Genomic DNA, 16358 nt, shown 5'->3' on the forward strand with positions numbered 1-16358 from the left:
GACTAACAAATCAATTCAGATTATGCAAGAAGAACGAACAAGATATTCAGAGGAAGAATTAAAGGAGTTTGAAGAGCTGATCCGTGGGAAACTGGAAGCGACAAGAAGTGAGCTCGAATACATTAAAACAGGGTTAAGCAAAAAAAACGATAGCGGCACGGACGTAACAGCCGGAGCAGCGAAGCTTGTGGAGGATGGCGCGGACGCGAGTGAACGCGAAAATTTGAGCCAGTTGGCCGCACGCCTTCAAAAATATTCAGTACAGCTCGAAAACGCGCTGATCCGCATTAAAAACGGAACCTACGGCGTTTGCATCGATACAGGCAAACTGATTCCGAAAGAGCGTTTGCGCATTGTACCGCATACGCAGCAGACGATTGAAGCAAAGCTGAGAAGAGCTAGCTAAGACTATTAGATTGATCAGAGAAAGCGGGTTATTCCAAAGGGAGTAGCCCGCTTTTTTGTGTTGGATGGTGCAAAGCTCCTGCTTTGCACACACTATTTGCAGGCCTCTGGCCGGTCGATAATGCATCATCGTCTTCGCGGTACTGACCGGCCGGAGGCCTGCGAATAGTGTGCACGAAGGAAGACCTTCGCGCCATGCTACTCCGCTTCGCTGCCTAGCACTTCGCGAAAAACCTCCATCAGCCCTTCCGACGGCGCCTGGCCCTTATTTTTAGTTTTGAAATACTCCTGAAACAACTTCTCCATACTCAGCGACAAATCCACTTCGGATGAAGTATCCGCCACCTCGCTTTTCTTAATCTGCGGGATAATCTGAATAATGCCGGCATGCGCTTCTATCAGCCTTTTTTTATCAGATGCTTCAAGATAATTATCGGAAACGATAGTCAGTTCAATCAAATCTTCCTGATGCTCACCCAGCCATTCAATGGCTTCATCAATGCTATGGAAGCTTTTCCGACGCAGCTTTTTGCCTTTTAAAAGCTCAATAGGCTTATAACCAATCAGTTTTCCGGCTTCCGCTTCGATCAGGATCACATATTTAGTCTGGTTCGCTTCCGAAAAGCTGTAAGCAAGCGGGCTGCTGGAATATACCGCCGGCGCAGGCACCTTATCGACCTGGTGAAAACGGTGTAAATGCCCTAATGCGATGTAATGCACCTGAGCGGGGAAGTTTTCGGTGTAAATGGCCTGGGCGCCGCCGATATGGAGGATCGGGCGCTCATCGTCGGGCTCTTCGGGCATTTCGCCGCCTTTTTGCATGACGAACAAATGCGTGGCGAGCAGGTTGAAGCCGTTGTTGTCCAGATGCTCGTCGGCCAACTGCTGCCAATGCTGCTGCAAGTGAATGCGCAATGCTTCTTCGGATTCTTCCACGCCGAGGAACGTCTTCAAACGCTGCTCGTTCGCGTAGGGTGTATGCAGTACGCGTAGGGGGAAGGGGGCATTAGGAAGTTTTATTTCGATAAATCCGGGTGCTGTTTTGACAATTTCTACTTGTCCCTGTGTGCAGAACGGCTTTACTTCGGTATTGGGAAAGCCGACGAACAGAATGCCGCAAACCTTCGCGAGCGCGTCCGGTACCTGGATGCGTTCGGGGGAATCGTGGTTGCCGGCGATGGCGATGACGGCGCGGGTGCCGTTGGCCGATAAACGGTGTAATGTGCTGTACAAAAGCTCCGTAGCCTCGGAAGAGGGGTTGAAGTTATCGAACAGATCACCGGCAACGACGATCGCGTCTACGGTTTCGCGCTCGGCAATTTCGCAGATTTCTTCCAATACCAGGCGTTGTTCTTCGAGGCGGGAAAAGTTGTCGAGCTTTTTACCGATATGCCAGTCGGCGGTGTGCAGTATTTTCATCCGTGTCATTAATTTAGCGAAAATAACAGATCAGTTTTGAAATACATTGAAACGTTTTCCACGGCATTGAACAGATTTCTTTGGCTGCTAATGGCTGTGGTTAGTGGCGCATTAGCAAGTTGTGGAAGCCCGTCCGGCAAGCCCGGTGCGGGCGGCATTGCCATTTCATTCGATGACCATTTTATCAAAGAATGGTACGAACTCCGGCCAGTATTCCAGAAATACAATGCCAAAGCAACCTTCTTCATTACGTGTCCCGACAGTCTGAATGCGGAAGAAGTATCGATGCTGAAACAACTTGAAAAAGAGGGCCATGAAATCGGTTTTCATGGAACGGTTCACGCGAAATCTACCGAGCTGATGGCGGCTGGCGGTCCGGAAGGCTACATCAAGGCCGAGCTCGAACCCGGCCTGCGGCACATGCATGCGGCAGGGTTTAGGCCCACTTCGTACGCACACCCAGGGGGTAACCATGACGACCGCGTCGATTCTGTGCTTTTGGCGAAAAACTTTACGATTTTACGGGATGTGGCTATTTCAAGAAGGAAATTCAAAGGCTTCCAACTCTACGCCTGGCCGCCGCGGTGGATGAATGCGATTTACTATGCATTCGACAGACAGCAAAAAGTGGATGCATTGATGATCGATTACGACGAGGTAACCGAAGAGGAAATCGCAGAAGCGATTCAGGAAGTGAAGGAAAATGGCACCGCACTAATGGTTTTCGGGCATGAGCCTTTATACAGCGCGCCTTCGAATGGTAAATATGGTTTTAATGTGAGCTTTCTGGCGGCGGTTTTGCGCGAGGCACATTCGCGGAAACTGAAATTTTACACGATGTCCGAGTTGCCGAAAGTGAAATAGCTAGCGGCCGAATTTCCGGTCCTTGTACGCGAGGAGGGGTTTTTCGATATAATTAAAAGAGAAAGTAGCCACTGCTACGGAGGCGATAAAGCTCACGATATAGAGTACTACCTGATAGCTCACGTCCCGCCAACCCGGTGCGTACATTTCGAAAAGATTGATAATCACCACAATGACCGCCACGTGGTAGATGTACAGGCCATAGGAAATCTTCCCTAAATGATCCATCACCGGATGTCCCAAATGCACAATCGTGTTCGGATTGCAGGAGACATTCAGCACGAAGAATGCGAAGAAAAGCGCGTATACTTCCAGGAACCCGAAGAAATGCACGCCGGAGAAGAACAATGCAAGCAGCATTGTGTAGGCGACGATCTGGACGTCTTTCCGGAAGATGAAGTCCAGGAACTTCGTTTTGTCATTGTAAACCAGCCACGCGCACAAGCCGCCCAGCGCCATCGTCTGAATGCGGAACTGGCCGAGAAACGTCGTGATCATCGATTTGCGGGTTTCTTCTGATGGATCAGCCATTTCCAGCCCCAGGTAAAGCAGGCCAGCCGTTAATGCAAGGAAGAAGATTAATATCGGAATGCGCTTTTTAGGATACTTGATCAGCCAGGGCCACAAATAGTAGAACTGTTCTTCCACGCCGATCGACCAGGTTTGCGCGCACCAGTAGGGCAGGTCGTAAAGGACAAATGCGAAGTTGGGCAGGACGAGTAGCAGCAATGCGAGCCGTTCAGGCAAGTCTACCGTCAATTTTTCCTCAATGCCCGGATAATCAAAAATAGGGATGTGTGGAAAGACGAAAAACGATAGTCCGATGATCAGGAAGTAAATGGGCCAGATGCGGAATACGCGGCGGAGATAGAACTTTTTGGCATCCACATTACCAAACCGTCCGCGCTCTTCCAGCAGCAAATAGGTGATCAGAAAACCGCTGAGGACGAAGAATAACCCCACGCCAAGCCGGCCCGCATGCTGGATAATAGGCATATCGTACACATTGGCAATGCCTAGTGCATGCTTGGCCTGCTCCAAATGGTGAAATACCACCAGCGATGCCGCAATGGCACGGATACCGTTCAGATTCGGGAAATAGCGCTTTTTCTTATCCACTACCAAGCTTATTATTCAAACCAGGCCATCCATTTTCCCTGCACTTTCATCACCTGTTCGATCAGGTCGCGAACGGCGCCACGGCCGCCGTTTTTGGGAGAAATGTAATCGGCAATAGCGAGGATTTCGTCGGCGGAGTCGGCCGGGCATGCGCCCATTACACTCGTGCGCATGACTTCGTAGTCGGGCAGGTCGTCGCCCATGAACACGATTTCGTCTTCGATAAGGCCGGTTTCTGCGAGGTATTTTTTGAACACAGGCAGCTTTCCGTCCGGCGAGGTGCCGATGAAAATATCGGAAACGCCGAGGTATTCGAGCCTTTTTCTTACGCCTACCTGGCTTTGCGCGGAGATAATGGCCACGCGGTAGCCCATTCTGATCGCCCGGTTGATGCCGTAACCGTCGCGCACGTTGAAAATGCGGGGCTGCTCGCCGGTTTCGAGGGCGATGACGCTGCCGTCGGTCATGACGCCGTCGATATCAAAAATGAAGGTGGTAATGCGCTTGAAACGTTCCGTTAAAGTCGAATCCATGAATAGCCGAATTGTGAATCCTGCAAATATAGTCTAACTTTTTTCGGGACGATGCGGCTACTTATTATTTTGAAATGTAGAGGTTGCGGATCTTATCGGTGAGCAGGCGGTAGATTTCCGTGTAATCTTCGTTGGTTTCCTGCAAATATTCGAGGTGCCGGGCGGTCGTTTTCCAGTCGCCGCGCCGGGCCGGGCCGGTCTGGCCGATCGAAGGATCATCAGAAGCCAGGGCTTTGTAAATAGTCGTCTGAATGAGCGGTTTCAGCAGCTCAAAATTGATTTGTTCACGTTCCAGCAGGTCGTGGGAGATCGTGAGCATGTAATTGGTGAAATTGCTCGCAAACACGGCTGCTACGTGCAGAATGAAGCGCTCGTCGGAATCCATGCGCGTTACATTGCCGCTGATGCTCGAAGCAAGCTGCATTAATTTCCCCTCGATAAGCTCATTGCGCGATTCGATGCAGAACGGCAACTCGCTGTAATCCATCTCAGCGCCCTTCGTGAATGTCTGCAACGGGTAGAACACGCCCGTGTGCACATATACGTCGCTGTAAATCTCCACAAGTTTCTGAAATTCAGCGAGCGAGCGCGTACCCGACGTATGCACGAGGATCACGCCTTCGGGCAGGACAATGCGTTGGATAATGCTTTCGATGGCATCGTCCGTGACGGCGACGACGATCAGTTCGGCTTCGCTTTCGGAAAAATTGAGGTCGGGCTGGATGTTGGTATCGTACAAGGAAGAAGCCAGCTGACGCGCTTTTTGCGTGTCGCGGCTATACACCTCGCAAATCCAATGCCCGGCATCCTCAAAAGCCTGCGCCAGATGCCAGGCCACGTTACCAGCGCCAATGAAGGAGATTTTCAATTATCTATCCAATTTTCAAGCTGAATACCAGCCAGGTTTTCAAAATCTTTCGTGTTTTCGGGTCACTAATGTAAGGTTGTATCGTAACGCGGTGGCGCCAATTAACAGGTCAAAGTCACCAACGATCCGACCGCTTCTTCTCAATCTTGCTTTCTCTTTGGCATAAATCGAAAAACCCGTAATCGTCGGCAAAGTTTGGGCCGAAAAGGCCAGTTCGAAGCTACGGATCCTTTTCAGGTTGTCCTGGTATCTGGCCGGAGAGCTATTTTCAACACCAAATAAAAGTTCTGCAATGGTGATCTCGGAGATATAGCAGTTGATGCTGCCAATTTGACGAACCTTTTTCTTCAAATCAAAATCCCCTTTTAAATAGTGTATGCAAATATTGGTATCTAGTAAATATTGACTCATAGTTCAATGTCCCTGGGTGAATCATTGCGATTTGAATAGATCATTTTTACAAGTTCTTCCCCGGTTTCCTCACTTTCCCAACTGCCGAATAGGCTGTCTAGAAGAGCTTGTTTGGATTCATTGCTTTCCACAACATCTTCGACCACGATCTTCAATTTTCTGTCGCCAAAAATATCCTGAACCGATTTGATGAAACGGTTGTCAAGATCGGACGCATTCACTTGAAATGTTTGTTGCATGGCCTTCTGAGTAGGTTGCTTATGCTAATATAATCTTTTGCCCTCATATAATCCATTTAAGTACTTTCACTCCACCAGCGGCGCCACTTGCTCCGGCGTCGTGATCCCGCCCGGCAGCTCCATAATGCGCATGTTGCGGAAATGGATTTCAGCGCCTTCGGCTTCGAGGCAGATGTAGCCTTTTTTGCGTTGGGAGGCGCGCAGGCCGTTCACGAATTTGCCGTTGACGGAGAGTTTCACGGTGCCGTCGACGGCCACTACCACATATTTGTTCCACTCACCTTTGCCTTTGCAGCGCTTTTCGAGGGACTTGCTGCGGATGCCGCGCGGGTTGTCGGGAATGGCCGTCATACCCATGGTCGGGAAGAGCTCGCCGTGGACGTAATCATCGGTAGCATTGTGCTGGCGCGCGTAATCGAGTTCCAGCATTTGTACTTCAATGGCCTTGGTGAGTGGGTCGGTTTCCTGGGGCGTGCCTTCACTCCATATAAATATACCCGAGTTGCCGCCGGCTTCCATATGCTTCCATTCCACTTCGAGGATGAAGTTTTCATACTGCCGGTCGGAGCGCATGACGCCGATAGGCTTGCCGGAACAGATGAGTGTGCCGTTTTTGACTTTCCAGGTTTCCTTGGAAGTATTAACATCCACCCAACCATTCAGGTTTTTGCCATTGAAGAGCGGCACGAACGTCATATTGTCGCCGCTTTGGGCAAATAATGTGCCGTTAGTTAACGCAAGTAGCAACAACGTAACCACTTGTATGCGCATGAGGCGTAATATGTTGCGTGTATGAGTTATTATTGTAAAAATCATCATCTAACTAAATGGGTTCAGCAATGAAAATTTTAAAAGGACTGATTTTAATTTTATTACTGAATACCACTTCTACACACGCTCAGTATACTTCGCCGATTGCAGCAGGTGTGGATGTCGGTACCGGCATCGGGAGTAATTCCTGGGCTCCGTCTATCATGTATCACGAGGAACTCGGACCTCAGAGGCTCCCATGGCTTCGGCTGGGGCTTGGTTTCAGGGCATGGGGTTACTATGGCGGCAGAGACAACCTGAGTACGGAACGCATTGCGGGGGTCAAGGATTACCTGGAATACCGCGACGTGTCGGTCAACGGCATCAGCTTTCTGGCGGGTGTCAGTGTGAGTTTCTGGAAACTGGATTTCGGCGTCAATACCGATCTGCTGGGTTTTACCTACGGCTCCAAGCGGCATGGGTACTATGAAAAACCAATACCCGATCCGGATGGTACCGGCAAGCCGCATTATGATCAATGGCTGGCCGGGAAACCCACGATGTTCAATGCATTGCCGCTCGCGCTTCGGAGGAATACAGGTCAGTCGGAGGCATTTGTACGTTTCCGGGCGGGCCGGAAGGTTGGTGTGAAACTTGGTTACACGTACGGGCGACTCACTTACACGACCAAAAAGATAGATGGCTTCAATGTTTACCTCGATAACAGCCAGCGACATGTATCCAAAACTTACGGCCTCCCGTACGTCGCATTGGCCTTTGCATTAGAGGATTGACAAATGAATTTCACAAACATACTTGTTATTCAATTTGTTAAACTCTATATTTGCACTCCCATTTTGCGATGGACTGTCTTGTTACAGTGTAAATTATTGAAAATCAATTTAATTTTTTGTTAATCGTGGATACGTTAAGCTACAAAACCATCTCGGCGAACAAAAACACAGTAAACAAGGAGTGGATTGTTGTGGATGCTGAAAATGCAGTTCTTGGTCGTCTGGCCAGCGAAGTTGCTAAAATTATCAGAGGCAAACACAAAGCAAGCTACACTCCTCATGTGGATTGTGGTGATAACGTAATTGTTATCAACGCCGATAAGATCAAGTTGACAGGTAAGAAGATGACGGACAAAGTTTATGTTCGCCACACAGGCTACCCAGGAGGTCAACGTTTTCAAACTCCTCGCGAGTTGCTCGAAAAACACCCTGAGCGTGTGATCGAGAAAGCCGTGAAAGGCATGCTTCCAAAGAACCGTTTGGGACGTCGTTTATTTACAAACCTGTTTGTTTACGCTGCCGCAGAACACCCGCACAGCGCACAGCAACCAAAGCAAATCCAATTGTAATTCATGGAAGTGATCAACACAATAGGTAGAAGAAAAACAGCCGTTGCGCGTATTTACCTTACACCAGGTAAAGGCGACATCAAAGTAAACGGTCGTGATTACAAAGAATATTTCCCATTTGAAGTACACCAGATCGTGTTGCAACAGCCGTTCGCAACAATTTCAGGTGGCAATGGTTACGATATCAAAGTAAACGTAAGAGGTGGTGGAATCTCAGGCCAGGCGGAAGCTATCCGTATGGCGGTTTCACGTGCACTGGTTCAATACAACGGCGAATTCCGCGGCACATTGAAAAAAGAAGGATTCCTTACCCGTGACCCACGTATGGTTGAGCGTAAGAAATACGGACGCGCTAAGGCTCGCAGAAGGTTCCAGTTCTCGAAACGTTAATAATTGGTCAAGAGTGGTCATTTATAGTCAAGAATGGTCATGTGTTGTTTTCCTGTTTTGCTAAAACAATACCTGACTACAAATGACAATACCTGACCGCGCGGCGAACCGTAACAAATGACTAAAAATTGTCCAGACGTCGCTTATCGTGCCCGATGCTTCGTGCTGCGTAACAAGTCTAAAAATATTTATAATCAAATTCGGCAATGGCACAAATAGAATATAAAGAACTATTGGATGCAGGTGTCCACTTTGGTCACCTTACCCGCAAGTGGGATCCACGGATGGCTCCATATATCTTCATGGAGAAGAACGGGATCCACATCATTGACCTGAACAAAACTTTGAGCTGCCTTAACGAAGCGGAAGCTGCGTTGAAACAGATCGTTCGTTCAGGACGTAAGATCATGTTTGTTGCTACTAAAAAACAAGCGCAGGAAATCGTAACGGAAGAGGCGAAACGCCTTAAAATGCCTTACGTAACCGATCGTTGGTTGGGTGGTATGCTTACAAACTTTGGCACGATTCGCAAGTCTTTGAAAAAAATGCAGACTCTCGAGAAGATGCTGAAAGACGAAGCCACGGTTAGCAATATTGCGAAGAGAGAACGCCTGATGCTTACACGTGAAAAGGACAAACTGGAAAGAGTACTAGGTGGTGTAGCGGACCTTACTCGCCTTCCAGCGGCACTTTTCATCGTTGATGTAAAACGCGAGCACATTGCGGTTGCAGAAGCGAAAAGATTGAACATCCCCATCTTTGCGATCTGCGATACCAACTCAAACCCTGAACTGGTTGACTTCCCAATCCCATCCAACGACGATGCTTACAAAGCAATCTCGTTGATCACTTTGGCGATCGGTAAGGCTATCGAAGAAGGTTTGATGGAACGCAAACAAGATAAAGACGATCAGCGCCTGGTAGAGGAAGAAGAAGCTAAACGCGCAGCTGACAAAGGTGAAGAGGCAGCCCCTCGCGCCGAAGTTGCGGCAGAAGCAGAAGTTGCTGAATCCGACGAAGAGTAAAAAGGGCAATATGGCGTAATTTTCAAATGACCCGCCATACTTGACATATACGGTAGCCCATAGCCTCTTGCTATGGGCTACGTTTTTTTAAACTTCTCGCGAAGGGATTCCTTAACCATTTAGTGATCCCCGGTTAACGGCCCTTTCACTACAAAACATTAATACATAATATTTATCACGATCATGGCAATTACCGCACAAGATGTAAACAAACTCCGCCAGATGACCGGCGCGGGCATGATGGATTGTAAAAAAGCCCTGCAGGAAGCAGATGGCGATTTCGACAAAGCCGTTGATATTCTCCGTAAACAAGGACAGAAAGTTGCTGCAAAACGTGCTGACAACGCTGTATCAGAAGGAACTGTGCTGATCAACATCAGCGAAGACGGTACCAATGGTAAACTTGTTGCCCTGGCTTGCGAAACTGAGCCGGTATCAAACGTGGAAGATTTCAAAAACCTTGCGCAATCTATCCTTGACAAAGCAGTAGCGGATAACATCGCTGACAAAGACGCGCTTCTGGCTGCAACTTTGGCTGACGGCCGTCCGGTAGCTGAGCACATGGTTGAGCTTACAGGTAAACTGGGAGAGAAACTGGAAATCAGCGCTTACGAGAACGTTTCAGCGGACAAAGTTGTGCCTTATATCCACTCCAACGGTAAATTGGGTGTGTTGGTAGCATTCGCCGGCGTAAACGGAACGGATGTTGCTGAGCTTGGCAAAGACGTAGCTATGCAGATTGCTGCTATGAAGCCAGTTGCTTTGGACAAAGACGGTATCGACGCTGCTACCATCGAGCGTGAGATCGAAGTAGGTAAAGAGCAGGCTCGTGCGGAAGGCAAGCCTGAGGCAATGCTTGAGAAAATCGCTCAGGGTAAATTGCAGAAGTTCTACAAAGACAGCACGCTGTTGAACCAGGAGTTCGTGAAAGATTCTTCACTGACTATCCGTCAACTGCTTGAGAAAACTTCAAAAGGTTTGACAGTAACGTCATTCAAACGTGTAGCGATCGGCGGATAAGCCTTTTCAGCAACAAAATATATTGACAACGCCTGGTATCTATTTGTATACCAGGCGTTGTTTTTTCATATTTACAGAAAGTTAAATGCAATTTAATTTTCAGCACACGCTATCGGCGGCATTTCATCAGGCAGAATGGTTGATTTACGGAGCAATTCCTGTTCGGAGCATATTTCGACAGATGAAGAATTAGTTACACTCTTCCTCGAATCAAGGGACGATCGTCACTTTCGGCAGCTTTACGAGCGCTATGCCGCAAAAGTTTATAAAAGATGCGTCACATTCACCCGGGACGCCACCCGCGCCGAAGACATTATGCATGATGTCTTTATCAAACTGATCCACAAAATGGGCTCGTTCAAAACGGGCGCCAAATTCTCCACCTGGCTTTTCACCATTACCCACAATCATTGCAGGGACCTCGCGCGCGTCAGCAAGCGCAAGGTTATTCTCGTATTGGAAGAAAAACCCGAGGCTGTCGGAAAGGAGGAGATTAGCCTCCAAGGGCTTTTCGAAGAGGAAGTTAACCTGGTAATCCTGAAAGAAGCACTCGACCAGCTGGGCCTGGAAGATAAGGCGATGATATACCTCCGCTATATCGACGAACGAAGTGTCCGCGACCTTGCGGGCCTCTTCCGGATCACCGAAAGTGCAGTCAAAATGCGGTTGATGCGGTCGCGCAGGAAGCTTCGCAAGTGGTACCATAAACTTTCAGAAGGCGGTAAATTTTTTTGAATGCGTCAGAAATTGCTTTACTTTAACCGCTACCTCCTCATTTGTTAGTTATTAAACGGTCCAAAATCAGGTGAGAAAGGCCCACTAAACACATTAACAATGAATCAAAAACATCAACTCACATCCTTTATTGCTCTAATTTTACTCGCACTTCTGACATTCCCCGCCGTTTCCCAAAACAAAGTTGACCTGACGAATTCGATCAATTCGGGCCGCTTGAAAACTGCCAACGATACTGCCTGGCACAAGATTGAATTCGGGGCTAACCTGAACCAGGGCTCTTTCAGCTCCAACTGGACGGGAGGTGGTGTGAACTCCATCGCATTAGGCCTTTTCCTGAATGCATTGAGTGAGAAGAAAGTAGGCAAGAACTCGTGGCGGAACGACTTCCAGGGTCAGTATGGTATCGTCCGCAATAAAGGCCAGCAAAGCCGCAAAAACGTCGACCGGATTTTCTTCGATACCAAATACAACCGCGAACTGACGGCCAAATGGAGCCTTTTCGCCAATGTGAACTTTCTTTCGCAGTTTGGTAACGGCTACGAATACAACAACAATCCGGACTCGCTCAATTTCAAAAAGAAAGTATCCGGCATTCTCGCGCCCGCTTACCTGACTGAGGCGATAGGTATCGAATATCGCCCCGTGCCCTACTTCTTTATTGACCTAGCGCCGGGAGCATTGCGGCAGACGATCGTGATCGACGAGGACTTGTACGTGAACACGCCGGATCAGAAAAACTACGGCGTGCCGATCGGCAAAAAAGTACGTACGGAAGCGGCATTGATCCAGCTCGTGGCCAATTTCGATAAGGACATCGCGAAGGACGTGAACCTTAAATTCCGTTACCTGATGTTTTCGAGCTTCAAACATCCTTTGAATATAGATAACCGCCTCGACGCCCAGCTGACAGCGAAAATCAACAAATATGTCAATGTCAACCTCGGTGCGATCATGGTTTACGACGAAGACCAGAGCAACAAGATCCAGTTCGCTCAGGCCCTCAGCATAGGCTTTTTGTTTGCTTTCTAATCCATTCAACTAACCTCATCTAGTTATGCTTCAGGAATTCAAAACGTTTATCGCGAAGGGCAATGTGCTCGACCTCGCCGTCGGTGTCGTGATCGGTGCCGCATTCGGAAAAATTACTACCTCATTGGTGGAAGACATTATCAACCCGATCCTGGGACTTGTGATCGGTGGTGTAGACTTTACGCAGCTTAAAATCGTGCTGAAAGAAGCCGTGGGCGAGACGCCGGAAGTGGCTATCAAGTATGGCAACTTCATTCAGACGCTCATTCAGTTCCTGATCATCGCCTGGGTGATATTCCTGATCGTGAAACTGGCGAACCGGCTGCGGTTGTCGGAGTCGATGAAAAAGGAGGAGTAGAACTAGTTAATCGCGCATAAATAGTATTAGAGAGGCATATTTCCTGTGCCTCTTTTTTTATCTGTGTTATTGGGAGAGCATTAAAAAAAGTTTTCGGCAAAAGATTTACCTTCGTGGTTAAGGCAGATTTGTTCAACGTTCAAAATTCATTCTTGTGCAAAAAAAGGTGACGATTCTGGGTGGCGGAGAAAGCGGCGCCGGAGCCGCGATTCTTGCGAAATCCAAAGGTTTTGAAGTTTTCTTATCGGATAAGGGCCAATTGCATCAGAAGTACGCAGACATTCTGACCAGTGAAAATATTCCATTTGAACAGGGACAGCATTCGGAGGACCGCATTCTCGAAAGCGACCTCGTCGTAAAAAGCCCCGGCATTCCCGACAAAGTGCCGCTGGTAGTTGCGTTGAAGGAAAAAGGCATTCCCGTGATCTCGGAAATCGAGTTCGCCTCGCGCTACACGGACGCGAAGCTGATCGCCATTACGGGCAGTAACGGCAAGACAACCACTACATTACTGACTTACCATTTGCTCAAAACCGCAGGCCTGAACGTAGGCCTCGCCGGGAACATCGGCGACAGTTTTGCCTGGGCCGTTGCGGAAAAGCATTTTGATTATTATGTATTGGAAATCAGTAGCTTCCAGCTTGATAACATCGTTGATTTCCACCCTTATATTTCTCTTTTGCTGAATATCACTCCCGATCATTTGGATCGTTATGGGTATGATTTCCAGAATTATGTGAATTCCAAGTTCAACATCATCCGTAACCAGACGGCCGCGGATCATTTCATTTACTACAAAGAAAGTGAAGTGATTGTGAAGGAGCTTGAAAAACGGAACCCGCCGGTGGGTAAGGTAGAGGTATCGCTGGATAATGTGCTGGGTTCAGGTTCTTATCTTAAAGACGGTGAGCTGATTTCCAATATTAACGGAAATGCATTTGCGCAGGCATTCAGCGAGCTGCCGATCAAGGGGCCACACAATGCGATCAATGCGCTGGCCGCGATTTCGGTTGCGCAGCTGCTGGGCATTAGCGCGGAGCAAATCAGTGAAGGTCTGACCTCGTTCACCAATGCGCCGCACCGGTTGGAACAGGTAGAAGTGATCGGCGGTGTGACTTACGTGAATGATTCCAAGGCAACCAATGTGGATTCGGTTTACTACGCGTTGGGTAGTTTCGATCAGCCGGTGATCCTCATTGCCGGTGGTGTGGATAAAGGAAATGATTATTCACAAATTGAAGAGCTGGTAGGGAAAAAAGTAAAAGGGCTGATCGTGCTGGGGAAAGATCCGGCAAAGCTTGAAAACTACTTTTCGGGCAAGGTCCCGCAAATATATGCAACCGAGGACGTCCAGGATGCCGTCAACAAGGGACGGGAATGGGGCGTGCCGGGGGATATCGTTCTGCTTTCACCCGCCTGCGCGAGTTTTGATTTATTCAAAAACTACGAGGACCGGGGCGATCAATTCAAAGCCGCCGTCAGAAATCTTCTCACATGACTATTCCTGACAACACTTGACTATACCTAGCAACTCCTGACTATACCTGACAACAAATCTTAGCCGCCAGACAATATGGATTTCCTGAACAAAACGAGGGAAGATACGCAGGCATGGTTTAGCAAAAACCTCAAAGGCGATCCCTGGATATGGGGGATATGCATTATTATGCTCATGTGGAGCATTGTGGTGGTGTACAGCGCCTCCGTGAAGGACGCGTACAGCCAGATGGACGGTAACACCGAATATTACCTCTACAAGCATGCATTGCTTTGTGTGCTGTCGCTCGCGGTGATGTATTTCGTACACCGGGTACCTTACATCAAATTCGTGTACGTAACGCGGCTTGCGGTTTGGAGTTCGATATTGCTTCTGATATTCACCATGTTTTTCGGAACGTCGGTGAACGACGCGGCGCGCTGGATCGAAATCCCGGTGCTCGGGCAGCGCTTTCAGCCTTCTGAATGGGCCAAGGTGGCATTGGTAGCCCATTTGTCGCTGATTTTGGCAAGGCATATCAAAGGCGGCTGGAATACCCGGGAGCTTTTCATGGAGCCGCTCGCGCTCGTGGGCGTCGTGTGCGGGCTCATATTTGTGAGTAATGTATCGACGGCCGTAATGCTCGCAGGCATTTGCTTTTTGCTGATGTTCGTGGGCAAAGTACCGCTGCATTACCTCGCATTCACCGCCCTGGGACTCGTCTTTTTTGCAACGATAGCCATTTTGTTGAACTCTACGCAAAGATCCGGGACGGCGCAGAGCCGGATTTCGACCTTTTTTGATAAAGATGTGGTCGTTTACCAATCCCAGCAATCCTACATGGCCATGGCCCGGGGCGGGTTGTATGGGGAAGGTGTTTCCAAAAGCCGCCAGCGCCGCTTCCTGCCCGAGCCTCAGAAAGACTTCATTTTCGCGGTGGCGGTGGAAGAGTACGGCACATTGGGCGGCACCGCACTGATTATCCTTTACCTGATCCTCTTATACCGCGGCCTGAAAGCGATCGAGGCGACGAAACGGCCATTTGGAGGGCTGCTTTCGGCGGGGCTTACATTCATTGTCGTGAGCCAGGCATTTTCGGCAATGGCGGTAACGGTCGGTCTGGTGCCTGTGACGGGGCAAACGCTGCCGTTTTTTAGCCAGGGCGGTACGTCGCTGCTCTTTACGGGCATTGCGATGGGTATGATCCTCAGCGTAAGCCGGGGCGAGATCATGGAGGAAAAACGCATTTAACATGGCAAAAAGAATCATTATCAGCGGAGGAGGTACCGGCGGGCATATTTACCCGGCCATTGCCATTGCCAATGCATTGCAGCATCGGGAGCCGGATACGGAGATCCTTTTTGTAGGTGCATTGGGTAAAATGGAGATGGAAAAGGTTCCTCGTGCCGGTTATAAAATAGTTGGACTGCCCATCGCCGGCATTAAAAGAAGCCTCTCGCTCGAAAACCTGACGCTGCCTTTTAAAATGTTCCGGAGCCTGATGAAGGCGAAAGAAGTGATTAAGGACTTCAAACCTGATGTAGCGGTGGGAGTAGGCGGCTTTGCCAGCGGCCCATTATTGATGATGGCGTCCATGGCTGGTATCCCTACATTAATCCAGGAGCAAAACTCCTACGCAGGCATTACTAACAAGTTTTTGGCCAAAAGAGCAGCCAGAATATGCGTGGCTTACCCCGGTATGGAAGCATTTTTTCCGAAAGAGAAAATCACCATGCTCGGTAACCCCGTGCGCAGCGACATTACTTACGTGCATTTGAAACGTGCCGCCGCTTTGGAGCATTTCGAATTGAACGAAGGCTCGAAGACATTGTTCGTCATGGGCGGAAGCCTGGGCGCACGGTCCATTAATGAAAGCATTACCGACGGGCTGGCCAGGCTGGTGGAAGCCGGTTACCAGGTACTTTGGCAAACTGGCAAAAACGATATTGACAAAGCCAAAGCTGCGATTGAGAAGCTAGGTACCAATAAAGTGAAGGCATTCGACTTTATCTACACCATGGATCTCGCCTATGCCGTCGCCGATGTGGTGGTTTCGCGGGCGGGTGCATTGTCGGTTTCGGAACTGTGCCTTGCAGCCAAGCCGGCCATTCTGGTGCCGTTTCCGCATGCGTCGGAAGACCATCAGACCAAGAACGCGATGAACCTGGTCGATGGCAATGCGGCCATTCTCGTGAAAGATTCGGAAGCGCGGGAGAAACTGGTGGACCAGGCATTGGCCTTGCTCGACGACGTGATCCGCCAGCGCGAATTGCAGACCAATATCAACAAGCTCGCACGCCCGGGCGCGGCCGACGACATTGCCGCGGAAGTTTTTAATTTGATTTAGTAA

General features: G+C 49.1%; 20 protein-coding genes. 13 read left to right on the plus strand and 7 right to left on the minus strand.

Features of this window, described 5'->3' with window-relative positions:
- Positions 1-19: 19 nt before the first annotated feature.
- Positions 20-406 (plus strand): TraR/DksA family transcriptional regulator, encoded by a 387-nt coding sequence (locus BLQ88_RS11805; RefSeq protein WP_026350981.1) that lies wholly within the window; start codon positions 20-22, stop codon positions 404-406.
- A 197-nt stretch (positions 407-603) separates the two neighbouring features.
- On the opposite strand, the gene BLQ88_RS11810 is transcribed toward BLQ88_RS11805, so the two are convergent.
- Entirely contained in the window at positions 604-1824 is a 1221-nt protein-coding gene (locus BLQ88_RS11810; RefSeq protein ID WP_090149613.1) for a metallophosphoesterase family protein, read from the minus strand.
- 66 nt (positions 1825-1890) lie between these two features.
- On the opposite strand from BLQ88_RS11810, the gene BLQ88_RS11815 reads away from it, so the two are divergent.
- Complete coding sequence (locus BLQ88_RS11815) at positions 1891-2688, plus strand: polysaccharide deacetylase family protein (protein ID WP_229212673.1); 798 nt, start codon at positions 1891-1893, stop codon at positions 2686-2688.
- Here the strand turns inward: BLQ88_RS11815 and BLQ88_RS11820 are convergent, their stop codons facing one another.
- The 6 genes from BLQ88_RS11820 to BLQ88_RS11845 form a co-directional block, all read right to left on the minus strand.
- Complete coding sequence (locus BLQ88_RS11820; RefSeq protein ID WP_229212674.1) at positions 2689-3807, minus strand: acyltransferase family protein; 1119 nt, start codon at positions 3805-3807, stop codon at positions 2689-2691.
- An 11-nt stretch (positions 3808-3818) separates the two neighbouring features.
- Positions 3819-4340 (minus strand): KdsC family phosphatase, encoded by a 522-nt coding sequence (locus BLQ88_RS11825; RefSeq protein WP_090149620.1) that lies wholly within the window; start codon positions 4338-4340, stop codon positions 3819-3821.
- Between the two features lie 64 nt (positions 4341-4404).
- Entirely contained in the window at positions 4405-5208 is an 804-nt protein-coding gene (locus BLQ88_RS11830) for a Rossmann-like and DUF2520 domain-containing protein (RefSeq protein ID WP_090149623.1), read from the minus strand.
- A 39-nt stretch (positions 5209-5247) separates the two neighbouring features.
- Positions 5248-5619: a PIN domain-containing protein gene (locus tag BLQ88_RS11835; protein WP_310590146.1), complete on the minus strand. Its 372-nt coding sequence runs from the start codon at positions 5617-5619 to the stop codon at positions 5248-5250.
- The gene (locus tag BLQ88_RS11840; protein ID WP_090149625.1) at positions 5616-5858 is read right to left on the minus strand and encodes a hypothetical protein; all 243 of its coding nucleotides are present in this window, start codon (positions 5856-5858) and stop codon (positions 5616-5618) included. The genes BLQ88_RS11835 and BLQ88_RS11840 overlap by 4 nt, the downstream gene beginning before the upstream one ends.
- A 66-nt stretch (positions 5859-5924) precedes the next feature.
- Positions 5925-6629, minus strand: a complete 705-nt coding sequence (locus tag BLQ88_RS11845; protein WP_090149627.1) for a 3-keto-disaccharide hydrolase — start codon at positions 6627-6629, stop codon at positions 5925-5927.
- A gap of 68 nt (positions 6630-6697) precedes the next feature.
- Here BLQ88_RS11845 and BLQ88_RS11850 point away from each other — a divergent pair, with 68 nt between their 5' ends.
- The 11 genes from BLQ88_RS11850 to murG all read left to right on the plus strand — a co-directional run bounded on the left by BLQ88_RS11850 (position 6698) and on the right by murG (position 16355).
- A complete protein-coding gene (locus BLQ88_RS11850; RefSeq protein ID WP_090149629.1) occupies positions 6698-7402 on the plus strand; it encodes a hypothetical protein in 705 nt (234 codons plus the stop codon).
- A gap of 125 nt (positions 7403-7527) precedes the next feature.
- On the plus strand, positions 7528-7971 hold the full coding sequence (rplM, locus tag BLQ88_RS11855; RefSeq protein WP_026350982.1) for a 50S ribosomal protein L13: 444 nt from the start codon (positions 7528-7530) through the stop codon (positions 7969-7971).
- 3 nt (positions 7972-7974) lie between these two features.
- Positions 7975-8361: a 30S ribosomal protein S9 gene (gene rpsI, locus BLQ88_RS11860; protein ID WP_090149631.1), complete on the plus strand. Its 387-nt coding sequence runs from the start codon at positions 7975-7977 to the stop codon at positions 8359-8361.
- A 206-nt stretch (positions 8362-8567) separates the two neighbouring features.
- Positions 8568-9386 carry a 30S ribosomal protein S2 gene (gene rpsB, locus BLQ88_RS11865; protein ID WP_090149633.1) on the plus strand — a complete coding sequence of 273 codons (819 nt, stop codon included), beginning with the start codon at positions 8568-8570 and terminating at the stop codon, positions 9384-9386.
- Positions 9387-9569: 183 nt separating this feature from the next.
- Positions 9570-10406, plus strand: a complete 837-nt coding sequence (gene tsf / locus BLQ88_RS11870) for a translation elongation factor Ts (protein ID WP_090149636.1) — start codon at positions 9570-9572, stop codon at positions 10404-10406.
- Positions 10407-10541: 135 nt separating this feature from the next.
- Complete coding sequence (locus tag BLQ88_RS11875) at positions 10542-11141, plus strand: RNA polymerase sigma factor (protein WP_090149639.1); 600 nt, start codon at positions 10542-10544, stop codon at positions 11139-11141.
- Between the two features lie 99 nt (positions 11142-11240).
- Complete coding sequence (locus BLQ88_RS11880; protein ID WP_090149642.1) at positions 11241-12173, plus strand: DUF3078 domain-containing protein; 933 nt, start codon at positions 11241-11243, stop codon at positions 12171-12173.
- Between the two features lie 25 nt (positions 12174-12198).
- A complete protein-coding gene (gene mscL, locus BLQ88_RS11885) occupies positions 12199-12531 on the plus strand; it encodes a large-conductance mechanosensitive channel protein MscL (RefSeq protein ID WP_090149644.1) in 333 nt (110 codons plus the stop codon).
- A 154-nt stretch (positions 12532-12685) separates the two neighbouring features.
- On the plus strand, positions 12686-14029 hold the full coding sequence (murD, locus tag BLQ88_RS11890) for a UDP-N-acetylmuramoyl-L-alanine--D-glutamate ligase (protein WP_374754756.1): 1344 nt from the start codon (positions 12686-12688) through the stop codon (positions 14027-14029).
- A gap of 75 nt (positions 14030-14104) precedes the next feature.
- Entirely contained in the window at positions 14105-15259 is a 1155-nt protein-coding gene (locus tag BLQ88_RS11895) for an FtsW/RodA/SpoVE family cell cycle protein (protein ID WP_090149649.1), read from the plus strand.
- Between the two features lies 1 nt (position 15260).
- On the plus strand, positions 15261-16355 hold the full coding sequence (gene murG, locus BLQ88_RS11900; RefSeq protein ID WP_090149652.1) for an undecaprenyldiphospho-muramoylpentapeptide beta-N-acetylglucosaminyltransferase: 1095 nt from the start codon (positions 15261-15263) through the stop codon (positions 16353-16355).
- Positions 16356-16358: the final 3 nt, after the last annotated feature.

This window comes from Dyadobacter soli (assembly GCF_900101885.1).
GTDB lineage: Bacteria > Bacteroidota > Bacteroidia > Cytophagales > Spirosomataceae > Dyadobacter > Dyadobacter soli.